Origin of the sequence: Anaplasma phagocytophilum, from assembly GCF_023476575.1 — a bacterium.
GTDB classification, from domain to species: domain Bacteria; phylum Pseudomonadota; class Alphaproteobacteria; order Rickettsiales; family Anaplasmataceae; genus Anaplasma; species Anaplasma phagocytophilum_A.
In genome coordinates this window covers 1-14528 of sequence record NZ_JAHLEX010000020.1, presented here as the reverse complement: position 1 = coordinate 14528, position 14528 = coordinate 1, and the positions used below count along the sequence as shown (strand labels likewise).

The 14528-nt window shown below is 42.1% G+C and carries 9 protein-coding genes and 1 rRNA gene; 1 reads left to right on the top strand and 9 read right to left on the bottom strand.

Translation table 11 applies throughout. The features are described from left to right. Positions 1–266: 266 nt before the first annotated feature. The 9 genes from thiD to dnaE all read right to left on the bottom strand — a co-directional run bounded on the left by thiD (position 267) and on the right by dnaE (position 13388). Positions 267–1064, bottom strand: coding sequence for a bifunctional hydroxymethylpyrimidine kinase/phosphomethylpyrimidine kinase (gene thiD, locus KPX09_RS01865; RefSeq protein WP_249548700.1), 798 nt, complete (start codon positions 1062–1064; stop codon positions 267–269). Further along, on the bottom strand, positions 1057–1719 hold the full coding sequence (locus KPX09_RS01860) for a DnaA ATPase domain-containing protein (protein ID WP_249548699.1): 663 nt from the start codon (positions 1717–1719) through the stop codon (positions 1057–1059). The genes thiD and KPX09_RS01860 overlap by 8 nt, the downstream gene beginning before the upstream one ends. Positions 1720–1723: 4 nt before the next feature. Further along, complete coding sequence (locus KPX09_RS01855) at positions 1724–2824, bottom strand: AI-2E family transporter (RefSeq protein WP_249548698.1); 1101 nt, start codon at positions 2822–2824, stop codon at positions 1724–1726. A 1431-nt stretch (positions 2825–4255) separates the two neighbouring features. Continuing rightward, positions 4256–5620: a hypothetical protein gene (locus tag KPX09_RS01850; protein ID WP_249548697.1), complete on the bottom strand. Its 1365-nt coding sequence runs from the start codon at positions 5618–5620 to the stop codon at positions 4256–4258. Positions 5621–5869: 249 nt separating this feature from the next. Further along, entirely contained in the window at positions 5870–6199 is a 330-nt protein-coding gene (gene sdhD, locus KPX09_RS01845) for a succinate dehydrogenase, hydrophobic membrane anchor protein (RefSeq protein WP_275973584.1), read from the bottom strand. Positions 6200–6202: 3 nt separating this feature from the next. Then, positions 6203–6586 (bottom strand): succinate dehydrogenase, cytochrome b556 subunit, encoded by a 384-nt coding sequence (gene sdhC / locus KPX09_RS01840; protein WP_249548695.1) that lies wholly within the window; start codon positions 6584–6586, stop codon positions 6203–6205. Positions 6587–6679: 93 nt separating this feature from the next. Beyond that, a 16S ribosomal RNA gene (locus KPX09_RS01835) occupies positions 6680–8185 on the bottom strand. Positions 8186–8423: 238 nt separating this feature from the next. Next, a complete protein-coding gene (locus KPX09_RS01830) occupies positions 8424–9788 on the bottom strand; it encodes a hypothetical protein (protein ID WP_249548694.1) in 1365 nt (454 codons plus the stop codon). A 216-nt stretch (positions 9789–10004) separates the two neighbouring features. Further along, a complete protein-coding gene (gene dnaE, locus KPX09_RS01825) occupies positions 10005–13388 on the bottom strand; it encodes a DNA polymerase III subunit alpha (protein ID WP_346017229.1) in 3384 nt (1127 codons plus the stop codon). Between the two features lie 206 nt (positions 13389–13594). Here dnaE and KPX09_RS01820 point away from each other — a divergent pair, with 206 nt between their 5' ends. Beyond that, positions 13595–13945, top strand: a complete 351-nt coding sequence (locus tag KPX09_RS01820) for a BolA family protein (RefSeq protein WP_249548693.1) — start codon at positions 13595–13597, stop codon at positions 13943–13945. Positions 13946–14528 lie beyond the last annotated feature (583 nt).

The following is a 14528-nucleotide window of genomic DNA, read 5'->3' as shown; positions in this document are numbered from 1 at the left end:
TACTTCATGTAAACCTAAGAGTGACTTTTTATGATTTACGTTATGAGTATTGTGTATCCTTTGAAAAACGTACTTTTCCGAAAAGAAATCGTAAGCTTCTCCATGTTACGTGCGAGAGTATTAGTTCTCCGTCGTGAAAATACAGAGCAACTCAACATTCATGTGTTATAGATGGGCTAAACGTAAAGGTAACATCAGGACGTGTGGAACTAAACACCTCTCCTGGCCGGAAAGAAAACCAAACCCACACCTAGGCTATGCAACACTTAACAGCCGTCAACTATGCAATAGTTGTGAAAAAGAGGCTTTAAACCTTGACCGATCTTGGGTGCGTTTTTTATGGTGCATGAGACATAATCGAATGCAAGCCTTGTACTCTCCTCCAGCGAAAGTCCTTGAGCTATGAAACACGCTATGGCTGATGTTAAAGTGCACCCTGTGCCATGAAGTTCTCCAGGAGCTCTCTCATTTCTAAAGAAAACAGTTTTGCCATCATATATCAACACGCTTTCTACAAACCTTTCTTCTTTCCAAATACCGCCTTTGACTAGTACCGCTCTAATGCTTAGAGATTGAATGATCTTATTACCTGCAACAACCATTTCTTCCCGCGTGCGAATATTTTCCATGCCTGAGAGCGCTTCAGTCTCCTTAATATTGGGTGTAAGCAGAGCGGCCTTCTGTGCAAGCGGCCTTATACTTTCGGCATACCTTGCGAGGTCTGTTAATTCAAAACCTGACGTTGATACCATAACGGGATCCAGTATCATAGGTATTTCGCAGAACAGACTTTCCGCTACTACTCCTATCAAACCTACTGGAAGCATACCTATTTTTATAGCATCTACCTTCAAATCATCCAGTACTGCTTCCAATTGCCCTTTTACTACTTCAGGAGCTAGCTCCCACACTCCCCTAACTTCTTGAGTATTCTGTGCTGTTATAGCTGTAATGCATGTAGCCGCGTAGCACCCTAACATTGTAATAGTTTTTATATCAGCCTGAATCCCGGCTCCTCCCCCAGAATCAGACCCAGCTATGCTAAGCACATTACCTTTATACAAGCTCTACTCTACGTATTATCGAACGCACAAACGGGACTGTAACTCCGCCTGCTGAGCTTGTCAATTCAATATCTATGAGACGCACGATATCACTCAACTTCTTGAAAGACCTTTCTACATTGTTGAGTATGTAATTTATGGTTTTTATATCTATATGCAGTTGCCTCTCGGTAAAAAGTTTCACCAACATTATCCGTAAAAGTTCCTCATTAGGTTCTACAAGCTTAGCTGACATTGTTGAGATTATCCTAGATCTCAAGTCTTTAAGACTGTGGTTCAATAAATTAGGAGGAACAGACGCAGTCATGAGTAAAGGCTTTCGATTTTCCTTAGAGTAGTTATAGCAGTGCAATAGCCACTCCTCATCTGGAATACTATCTATATCCTCAGCTATAACAGCATTACTTTCCTTTATCAGTTGAATTGCATCGCTGACCTTTCCAAAAGTCAAAAAGCTCGCCTGCTTAAGCTTTCCCCATAGATGTGCCAGGTGCGTCTTCCCAGAACCTTTTACACCGTAAAGCACAAAACTGCTCCATAAATCGCTGTTCATCAATAGATTATATGTGTGCCTATTACTATCTAAGACAACATAATCCGAACATTGGTAAGAGTGCATCTCTTCAACATCAAACAACTTCAGTTGTGTGTACATAGTATTACTCGCTCAAATAGAAATTGCTTGTTTTGTACTTTTTAATGGCAAACTGTATCAAAACACTGAGTATCGCAGTAAACGGCACCGACAAAAGAGCACCCCAAAAACCCGCATGTGAACTAAAAACCACAACACCCATCACTAACCATGCTTGATTTAATGCTAACCTCTTTCCCACTATCCCAGGAGTTACCACATATGATTCGATCATTTGACCAACTAGAAACATCAAAACCACAAATACAACTTTAGTTATCCCAAATCCCTGTGAGATTGCAATGCAAACACTTAAAATGCAACACAACGATGGCCCTATGTAAGGTAAAAATGTCAGCAATCCAGAAACAAAACCCATGACAAGTGAGTACTCAAGCCTTATCACAACGAAACAGAAGCTATAGTAGCATGCTAGCACGAGGCAAACCAAAGTCTGCCCCCTGAGATAAGAGGATATTACTTCATCAATTTTCTGAAAACACAGAGAGAAATCTCGCACATAAGACCGCGGGATTAATTCTACAGCAATTTTTGTAATGCTCGGCCAATTAGCCAAAATGTAAAACGACAACAATAGTGAAGTTAGTATAGCTAAAATAGAAGAACCGATACCCAAGCTAGAATGCGCAATACCCGAAATAGCCTTCCCGAAATAACTTGGCGCATCTTTAAAAAGCTTCAGAAATTCTGCACCATCACCACGCAATAAGTCACCTGTTAACAAGTTCAATGGATTTTCCGTTGCGCTCTTTATTTCTTGGTAAGAAGGTAACCCACTTGCACTAAGTATATTTTTAATGTCTTCAAGATTTAAAAATGGCACTCTATCGATTAAAAGCTTTATTACACCCAATGCCTGAGAGTATAGTATAGGCATCAACATAACAATGAGAGTTCCTAATACGCCTGTAGAAGCGCATATTATCAAGAACGACGACACTGTGCGCGGTAACCCTATCAATACCAGTTTTGTTACGATGGGGTTCAAAAGATATGCTATGAACATAGCATATAGACAAACGCATAGTAGCGGACGCAAGAACACCCCGATACCTACAACAGCAAGTGTAACTAAAAGAAGATTTACGTATTTCACTCCACCCACTTTTTCAGCTAAACCCCTTCCACGTAGCGCGCAATACGCATGGTGAAGATGGTATGCACCTTGAGTCAAGAATTCAATAATTTTAAAAGAAATACCAGCTGCCAGAGTAGTTTAAGATAAGGTTTTACTCATAAAATTCGCGAACTAAATTTTTGTTAATAGTTCAAGAAGCCAAAAATATTAAAGCATTGCTTAAAATATATGCAATATAGCCCTTCTCAAATTGGCAAGATTTAGCTCAGTATGAGTTTTGAGCAGCGTGCGGCTGTCTTTTCTTATATTGATGAAGAAGTTGTTTAAAATGCTACACAAGAGAATTAGAGTTACCTAGAATTATTTTGTAGCCTTAGCAGAGAGAGTGAGTCCTGAGGTGATCAATAATCGGTAACCATGTGTATAATATTCATGAATACCCACACGTAATACTCAGCAGCAGAATCATTTATTCCGAACTTTAATAAAAAACATTCCTCATGCACAATCAGCTCAGCTACGTCGTGTCTCATGCAACATGTGGCATCATGCTAAATCTATAGTGCTCGAATTAAGAAACATTGCACGAGCTGACAGTTGATGGCAAAGTCCATACTGAGCGTATATCCGTCATGAAAGATACTAAGCAGGAAAAACGGCAATAAGAATAAAATTCTGCTCTTTACACTAACAGAATAGTACTTGAGATCTGGATAATACAAATGCCGTATTATCAGCTTTCTTTGTAGAATTTTTGAGCAACCATAAGAATAATTTATCAGCTTACAAAGCTTTATGTCCGCGCAACGGGAAATATAACTTTGAGCTCAAAGAATAAAGCATGTGACTTCCTTAAACGACTTGAATAATCTGCAGTCACTGAGCTTTAATTTATCATCGAACACCGGGTATTCCGATGCATGCAGTGTAGAGAAGCACTGTCACAATATTATTGACCCAGACAACTAAATTTCGACTATAACAATCTAAAAACATGACATGTAAAAGTCATATACCCTAATGGCTCACGCTGCTTTTACTTGCTTATGCTATCCACACAAACCCACCGAAAGCTTCCTTTTGCACATCTCCAAAAACAGGCCACTACGCACCATGTCCTTTTTGATTTTGCAAAGTTCAGAGTTCTTGACCAAGCACTATCGACATCTATGAAATCCGTAGGTGAAGTTATGGCCATCAGAAGATCATTGCCTGAAGCACTATAAAAGGCGCTATGCTCTCTAGAAGTTGGATATACGGAGCTCAATGAAGTCTTTTACGAAAATGCGATTGATTCAACAAATATCGCTCATAGTAACTTATGAAAGCTATATAAAACAAAATGAGTCGCGCCTACAAGCAAGCAAGGAGGATATGTTGTATCTCAAGAAAACAGGCTTCTTTGACGTAAGGTTAGCTTACAGCTGAGTTAGATTGGCAATTTTCTCTAAATCATTGTTATTTACGCACTCCAGCTTCTTTTTCCAGCCTACCGCCATTCATGAAATTAGATTGCAAACTATCAGCAGTTCCATATGCCACAATCACACCTAAGTCCGTCAGATCTTTCCCTACAGCTCGTATCTGTCGCAAATCATCTTCTCCTACAGAAGCAGAGACCGCATCTCTCCTCTCACTCAAGCTCTGGGCACTACCCTGCACTTCCTGACTCTTGTCGCTAGCACGGAGATCCTCCCTGCCTACCCCTATATCAACACTGTGTTCTGCATGAGATCCCGATACATCTGGAGTTCGTCCCTTGATCAAGCTTTCATAAACCCGCGCAGATGCCGCAGTGTCTGCAAAAAACTTCGAAGCCTTATCCGAACACTCGGAAAAAGCACTCCGTATATAGTGCTTTAAAATCGCAAATTGCCCACTACTTGGGTTTAAAGCTGCATTTACAAACAGTGGCACAGCCCTCAACGATGTTCTTACCATCGTTCTTACACAACCCAAGAAACACGATAACGCTGATGCAAACCTCTCAAATCCCCGTAACACACTTCCTAAAAACACACAAAGTAACGCAGTCACTCTTGAAGCACCTGCCACAGTTCCCCTATCCCTTGCAATAGATAAATGCTTAGCTCTATCTTCAAAATACGACGCTCCCTTATTTAGCCCCTTCACAAGAGCGTTCAACGAGCCGTGAACAATCATAGCAGCAACTTCTAACAGCCCAGCACATAGGTTAAAAGGAACCGCAATAAGCAAGGTAGGTAACCACATGGTAGCACCAGTGACCTCATTCTTAATACACTTTGTCTCTGGATTTACTTCAGCATTATATACCACGCGCATCAATCTGAGGTCCTGATCATCGCCGGTAGGAGCAACTCTATACCCATTGCATGTGATTACCAATCTCTTGTTCTTATAACGACGAGGATCTAAACCCAAAATTTTGAAAGCTTCTTCAGTTTGATTCGTATTGATCGCATAGAGCTGCTTGTTATCATGGGTAGTGACACGCTCCACGCCCGTGTCAGATAAAGGCATTATCGGAAATGTATGTCCATCTACAACAAGCAATCCCTTATTAACCCACATGCCTTCCGTCTTGATAGAGCTAGGAGGCAAAAATTCACATGGCTGTTGCTTGTCAACAACCTGCGAAACAATCACCGGTACCCTCAATAATCTCTCGCGCCCAAAGCCTTCAGGATCCAATTGAGCAAACTTCCTTAATGGATTAGCTACAACGCTAAACGCACTCTTTGCCCCATCTACTAACCTACTATAATTCGCTCTCCTTATACGACCTCCCATTCCAGAAAAAAAACCAGATAATCTACCACCCTTACTCTCATTCCCGTACATTGATTCTCACCATTTATAATTTCGATACGCTACAGGAAAAATATTAATTCCTTGATTCTCATCATTTATAATTTCGATATGCTACAGGAAAAATATTAATTCCTTGCTGGAAAGAAAATAATACTTACAGCCATAGCTTAACACAAGCTCACAACACCCCAAGAGCCACTATGGCTAAGGAAAGATCCAACGACCTTTTATGACACAACATACCGATGGCGTTCTACCCCGTAATAAAGGCAACCTGACCTACATACTTAGCGTACGCAGCAATACTAGCAAAGAAAATCCACAAACCGTCAGTACGGCAAATAATTTTATAAAAGTAATTAGGAATGCACGCAGCATATCCGAACGCACATAATCCTCCAAGACAACCTGCACACCCAAGACACCGTGATAAAAAGCCGGCATCAAAAACAAAGCAGTCAATACCCCCTTATACCCATACGTTAAATCTAGAAGCCCCGCCGCCAAATCAGAAACCAACAAAGCCTTCACAAGGAATACCGGAACCGGTAGCATCACTACTGCCGTTAATCGCTGCATCCACCAGTGTAAAACACTCTTTCCTGACATACATCAACTGAAGAAACCTATAAAAGCCAGCCCGATCAACGAGGTCACCGCAAAACTCAACATCAACCAACCACTGAAAGTAGCCTCAGATTTACCAAAGCCAATTCCGCAATCCCACAATAAATGCCTGATCCCATTATAATAGTGATAACACAACGCAGCAATACAACTACCTATTACCACCTTCACCAAGAACACACCTACCCAGGAGTCTAACAAACCCCACAGTCGACCCGACGTCCAATGCAAAGAAATCAATAACCATGTAAAAAAAGTCAGCCCCATCAATAGCAGGACACCAGTGATTCTGTGTGTAATCGACAGCCACGCAGTTAACGGCAGCCTATAGACACTAAGATGCGGAGACAGAGGCCTAGACCTCGACACTATAGTAGCCTCCGATTAATTCAAAATAGAAATAAAGACGGCGGCACATTTACCGACAAACTACCACAAGATAGAATGCTCAGTAAAAAGCCTAAAGGAGGTAATCCAGCCGCAGGTTCACCTACAGCTACCTTGTTACGACTTCACCCTAGTCACTGACCCAACCTTAAATGGCTGCCTCCTTTCGGTTGGCGCACCAGCTTCGAGTTAAGCCAATTCCCATGGCGTGACGGGCAGTGTGTACAAGACCCGAGAACGTATTCACCGTGGCATGCTGATCCACGATTACTAGCGATTCCGACTTCATGCCCTCGAGTTGCAGAGGACAATCCGAACTGAGATGACTTTTACGGATTAGCTCAGCCTTGCGACATTGCAACCTATTGTAGTCACCATTGTAGCACGTGTGTAGCCCACCCCATAAGGGCCGTGCTGACTTGACATCATCCCCACCTTCCTCCAGTTTACCACTGGCAGTTTCCTTAAAGTGCCCGGCTTAACCCGCTGGCAACTAAGGATGAGGGTTACGCTCGTTGCGGGACTTAACCCAACATCTCACGACACGAGCTGACGACAGCCATGCAGCACCTGTGCGAGATCCAGCCGAACTGCGCCCTTCCGTTAAGAAGGATCTAATCTCCATGTCAAGGAGTGGTAAGGTTTTTCGCGTTGCATCGAATTAAACCACATGCTCCACCGCTTGTGCGGGTCCCCGTCAATTCCTTTGAGTTTTAGTCTTGCGACCGTAGTCCCCAGGCGGAGTGCTTAACGCGTTAGCTACAACACAGAGATAAAAAATCCCCACATTCAGCACTCATCGTTTACAGCGTGGACTACCAGGGTATCTAATCCTGTTTGCTCCCCACGCTTTCGCACCTCAGCGTCAGTACCGGACCAGATAGCCGCCTTCGCCACTGGTGTTCCTCCTAATATCTACGAATTTCACCTCTACACTAGGAATTCCGCTATCCTCTCCCGGACTCTAGTCTGGCAGTATTAAAAGCAGCTCCAGGGTTAAGCCCTGGCATTTCACCTTTAACTTACCGAACCGCCTACATGCCCTTTACGCCCAATAATTCCGAACAACGCTTGCCCCCTCCGTATTACCGCGGCTGCTGGCACGGAGTTTGCCGGGACTTCTTCTGTAGGTACCGTCATTATCTTCCCTACTGAAAGAGTTTTACAACCCTAAGGCCTTCCTCACTCACGCGGCATAGCTGGATCAGGCTTGCGCCCATTGTCCAATATTCCCCACTGCTGCCTCCCGTAGGAGTCTGGACCGTATCTCAGTTCCAGTGTGGCTGATCATCCTCTCAGACCAGCTATAGATCATCGCCTTGGTAGGCCTTTACCCTACCAACTAGCTAATCTAACATAGGCTCATCTAATAGCGATAAATCTTTCCCCCGCAGGGATTATACAGTATTACCCACCATTTCTAGTGGCTATCCCATACTACTAGGTAGATTCCTATGCATTACTCACCCGTCTGCCACTAACTGTTCTTTGTAGCAAGCTACAAAGAACAATCCGTTCGACTTGCATGTGTTAAGCTTGCCGCCAGCGTTCGTTCTGAGCCAGGATCAAACTCTCAAGTTTGATTTACAATCACAAAAGCAAATTATGATCTGGACTCATGCAAAAACCAAAACAAAATTTAAGCTTAAGTGCATTAAAAAATAAAATATATTAGCTATATGCACCGCCGCCTTTATTTCTACTCTAAATTCTCATCACCAAACTAATCAAGCACCAGAGCCATCAAGCTCTGGGCAGGAGTATCAGCTATAGCGCCTGTTATGTCAATAGTTTTTCATACATTTTTTTTAAAATTCCATCACACTACATCAATAAAAAAATTGTCTTTTACCCCTAACTCACTGAGAATCTCCAAGAAATTTCTTGCTTCTTCATCGATCATTCCCTTGATAAATACTTCTTCCCTAGAGGCAATACCCAATATTAAAAAAGGAACAGCTAGTTTATGCTCTTCACAAACTTCTATAATGCAACCCTCAGAGATGCCATTTCTCTTACCATGAATTTCTAAATGATCTGCAGTAACTTCAGAAAAGATCCCAAGCTTATTAAGTGTAACGAGGAATATAGAGAGTATTTTTTTCTGAGAATCGCGTAGTTTCGACAAGCCAAAAAATTTTGTGATTCCTTCAGCAAATACACTCACAATACATATTAGTGGAAGAACTGAAAAAATAAGCTGCACCTCCTGGCTTTGAATTTCGATACCCAGCATATTGCTAAATTCCACATCTATTTTGTATAGATAGTTAGATTGTGCTGATAAACGGATTCTCCCACCCATTCTGATAAGAATATCCAGAAAACTCTTAGTGGTTTTATCTAGCAAAACTCCCGTAATAGTTATGGCTAAACTCCGTAAAACCAATGCCATTGCCACAAGATGTAGCACTTCTACTGACGAAGCAGGTATTACCACAGTTTTTGCATAAAGTTCTTTTTGCCCCACTATTGTTATTTCATCAATATTTTGCCTCGTAACCACTGATATATCCGCACCAAAGTGCTTTAATAGTGTTTCTCCAATAGGTGGTAAAGAACTGTCTGAGTATATACAATTTTTGCCTGCTATATTCATGCTACTCAGCATCAAAGCCGTTTTAACGACATTGGAGGAAATTACTTCTTTCTCTTCTATAGGTAATGCACAATCGCTACCCTTAACCATCACTGGAAAGGTTTCATTATGTATGAAACTGCATCCTGAAGCCTTTAATATCCTAATCGCTTCGTATATCTCAGCAAAATCTAAGCCTGACGTCTCAATACTGGCATCATTAGCATTACTATCAAAAAAAAATGAAGAAAACGCATGAGTTGATAAAATTCCCAGCATAGTACAAGCTATGATCGAATAGTTTCCAACGTCTATGCCTCCTTTAGGCTTCGAAAAACCACCAATGCCTACTCCTTCGACCAAAACAAAGTCTTTCTCTACGAAAACCCGAACACCCAAAGATCTTAGAATATCAATAACACGTGCAATCATGCTACTCTTACTCACACCGTAAATTTTTGATGTACCCACGGCTTGAGCTGCAATGATTAATGCTGTACAAGATGCAATTTCACACCTAGCAACATTTGCTATACCTCTTAACATAAAGCCATTATCGAGCATACTATGAGTAGAGGGACTCAGCTTATACGTGCAATATTTCACCTCTGTACACCCCATTTTTCATCACACCCTACAGTCCCTTAACATCGTATCTATCGACTCACGTATACCTTCTCGTGCCGTAGCATACATACGTATAGACACTTCAGTGATGTAGCAAAGATAACTACCATTACCTAAGTATACCCCTTAACCATTACAACCGTAACTCGGATCTTGCTCAGGATTCACAAATGCTGAACACTCTAGGGTTTCGTACTACAGATATCCACGGTGATTTATGGTAATGTCATCAACCCAGCTTATATTGAAAATCTGTGCCAATATTTCCGGTGTCACTAAAAAAGCCCCCGGCAGTTTTATTAGAACAAGATGCCCTTTGGACAAAAGCTCTATATACACTTCCGCTCCCATTGCATCCCGTTTTAACACTGCTTGTAACATATGTGCTATCAGAGTGTTTTGCCCTACATGTATCGCAATGCTTCTTACCCTACGCATCATCAAGGAGATGCTCTCATGAAAATTACATATATTTCTACCCACTAACCTACCCTTAGCAGCATTGTAATCCATGTCTATCATGACGGGGACACCACTGTTAAACAAATCTCTGTTTTCTTCGATAGTCTTACTGTTATAAAATGCTACGTCATTAACCCCGTGTGGATCCGATACCCTTACGATTGCAAATCTCTCCTTATTTGCAGAACGCATTTTAACACTCGATATTACCCCAGCTCGTTTTGTCACCCCAGATTCTCTCTCTTCTTGCGTGCTACTCACAAACCTTACTCCGAATTTGCCTAACACCTGCTCGTACTTACTCAGAGGATGGTACCTTAGGTAAAAGCCTATGGTCGCAAATTCATGCTCTATTTTCTCATCTTCCGTCCAGTCATCTACTTCTTCCAGTTGCCCTTCTTCTTTTTCACTAAAAAGACTGAACTGGTGCGCATCAATGCTCACCTTTTTATTTTCAATAATGTTCAGTATTATGCCCAACGACGCAAAAAGCTGCCTACGATTGGGATGTATGCTATCTAGCGATCCAGATTTAATTAAGCTTTCTAGGGTCCTCTTTAATGGAGATCGTATTCTGACGTTACCTACGAGATCCCAGATATCACTATACCTACTACCTTTAACAGGTAGTATCTCATGCGCCGTTAATTGACCTACATTTTTTAAGGCTCCCAATCCATACCTAATCGAATTCCCTGATACAGTAAATTCTGCACTAGATAAGTTAATGTCAGGCGGCATTACATCTATGCCACACATTTTTGCTTGCTGGCAAAGCAAACCCAGTTTGTCTTTATCATCGATATCTAAGTTCATGGAGGCCGTAAAAAACTCCTTTGTGTAATTTGCGCGCAAGTACGCTGTCTGAAAGCTTATTAACGCATATGCAGCAGCATGCGATTTATTAAAACCATACCCCGCAAATTTAGCCACCAGGTCAAATATGTAGCTAGCCTTGCTCTCTTCTATTCCATTAGATACTGCACCATCGACAAAATCCTGCCTTTGCCTATCCATTTCCTCCTTGATTTTTTTCCCCATTGCTCTCCGGAGCAAATCTGCTTCTCCTAGACTATAGCCAGCTAAAATTCTAGCTATCTCCATAACCTGCTCTTGATATATTATCACCCCAAAGGTTTCTTTCAGCACACATTCCAGCATAGGATGTATATAGTCCGGCTCTTCTAGACCGTGTTTTCTTGATATATAAATCGCAATATTATTCATGGGTCCAGGCCTATACAGCGATATAAGTGCTATTATATCCTGAATGCTATCCGGCCTCAGCTTACTGATTGCCTCTCTCATTCCCGCACTTTCTAGCTGAAATACACCTATGGAGTCACCAGCTGACAGCATCTCGTATGTCTTCTTGTCATTAAGTGGAATCTTAGATAGCTCTATCTCCTCCCCTCTAGCTCTGATGAGGGAACAGATCTGGTCTATCATTGTCAGTGTGCGTAACCCCAGAAAGTCGAATTTTACCAACCCAGCCTTTTCAACGTACTTCATGTTATACTGCGTAATGGGCAATGAAGACGATTTATCGTAGTAAAGAGGAACAAAGTTTTCCAGCGGCTGGTCGCATATAACGATTCCCGCAGCATGAACAGATGCATGCCTGTATAAACCTTCTAGCTTCAAAGATACCTCTATGAGCTTAGCGACTGTTTCATCATTCTCTTGTTCCGCCTTGAGATTCTGATCCATCTCTATCGCTTCTAAAAGCGTCACGGGACTGATAGGATCATGCGGTATCATTTTGCATATTCTATCAATCTGCGCATAAGGTATTTGCATTACACGCCCTACATCGCGTAATACGGCCCTAGCTTGCAATTTACCGAAAGTGATTATATGGGCAACGTACCCATATTTCTCCTTTACATACTCTATTACCTTATCTCTCTTCTCCTGACAGAAATCGATATCAAAGTCAGGCATTGACACCCTATCTGGGTTCAAAAACCTTTCAAATATTAGACCAAACTCTATGGGATCCAGATCTGTAATACCGAGCGACCACGCTATTAGAGAACCAGCCCCAGAACCTCTTCCTGGTCCTACCATAATATTGTTTTGCTTGCTCCACCTAATGAAGTCCGCCACTATCAAGAAATACCCAGAGTATTCCATAGAAATCACAACGCCCAATTCGTATTTAAGACGCTTCAGATACAAATTCCTCTGTTCCTCATCATCTCCAATACCTTTAGATTTCAACCGAACTTCAAGCCCCGCTAATGCGCATTCAGTTAGTTCTTCTGCTTCTGTCCTACCCTCAAAACAAGGAAAATGCGGAAGTTGCGGCTTGCGTACCTCTTGAATAAACGAACATCGCTGCGCTACCAAAGACGTATTTAGCACCGCTTCAGGAACATCTGAAAACAGCTCGTACATTTCTGCAGCCGTTTTAAAATAGTGCTCGGGAGTGAACCTATGCCTATCTTCTTGCACCACATACGCTCCAGTGCTGATACAAGATAGTACATCATGAGCTTGAAAGTCACCCCTACAAGCGAAGAACACGTCATTCGTGGCTACAAGTGGTATATTCCTCTCATATGCAAACCTGATGAGCAGTTCTTCTACTTCTCTCTGACCATTCAGACCATGACGTTGTAGCTCAACATAAACATTGTACTTAAAAACCCGTATTATGGAATCCAGCGCCCGAAAATCGTCTCCATTGTTGAGTAAAGCACGAGCTAAAATGTCATCATGCCCACCTGTCAGAGCTATTAGCCCTCCACTGAGCCTCAGTAAATCATCTATGTTTATTCTGTTTATTTTTTCAAGCTGACTGTTATTAAAACCGTTGCTAATCAAATTGGTTAGGTTCGCAAAGCCCTCTGCACTCTTCGCAAGTAGTAGAATATTGCCTAGGTTATTGCCAGATTCTTCAACCATGATATTACAGCCGATAATGGGCTGCAATCCAGCACGAGCAGCACAATCAGAAAACTCAAGAGATCCAAACAGATTACCTGAATCAGTGAGAGCGACGGCAGGCATTTTTTGCTCAACACACATAGCAACTAAAGATTCTACCTTAATCATTCCCTCTAGTAGGGAGTAATCACTGTGCGTCCTCAGATGAACAAAAATTCCATCCACCCCGTAAAATCCACCATTAATACCCTGACAGGTATCATTATACAGACTCGAGTCTCCGTAGCAAACTCCAACAAGCTTATGAAAACATGATGGTCAGAACAAATGCTGTGCTTTTTGTCATTGTTTTGTAGTGACTGTAAATTTTTGTGGTAGACAATGTTTGTTACCAGCCGTAGACTCCGGCCTGTGTTTTCTAGTGTCTTACCATGAATTCTAACAGACGTTTAACGGGTTCTGCTGTTTCTGGCAAAACCCTAACCAGTAAAGACAGGGCAAGTGCCTACTTGCAAATTGCTGCAGCTATAGAGTGCAGAATACTGGGTAAATTAGGCAACGCTAGCGTTGAAATAGTAAATGAGTCTGATAACCATATTGGCCATCTTGGAAGTGCCGGATATGCTGTATCGCATCTGCGGGTAACCGTCATTTCGGATTATTTCTCTGGAATGACACGGTTGGAGCGACACCGACTGCTACATCAAATTTTAGAGGACGAAGTCAAAACACTACACTCAATAACTTTTCTCCTGCAAACAAACAGCGAAGTATCTAACTAAAGTGAATATGGGCAAACTATGAGACCGTGCGCAGCGATGCTTTTACTAGAAATAAGTAATACGCCAAAACTCTTAGCCCCATTACGGACTTGAGCAAGACGTAACTATCGCACAGTCGCAAGAGCACTTTCCACAAAGTGAGATGCTGAGCACCTGCTTTGAGTCTTGGCAGTCGGTAATACGCCCTAGTACCTCTAGAGCATGGGCACTATAGAAACTTTGTTTTGCGAGTGCAGCCTATTTAATCCTTGAAATACTGCAAGACAGCACATCTTGTCCGCCTGTGCTATACACATGTCTGGTACCAGGCACCATAATTCCATACCTAATGGAGGGACGCACTCACAAAGTTGGGCTCCTTTTCGTAATCTCTTTAGGTATAGATACACCGTGCACATCTACTTGCTCAATCCCACTCATACGGGAAATATTCTGGCGCAGGCGTACTTGTTTTCGTTAACCGTTTTCGTGTTGCTATTCTTGTGATCAATACTATTCGTCAGGGGTTGCTTGCTGGAGAAAGATTCTCTTATATTCGTGTTCAATTTCTATGAGGGGCCTAGGCGTGTTTCTGACAGTGATG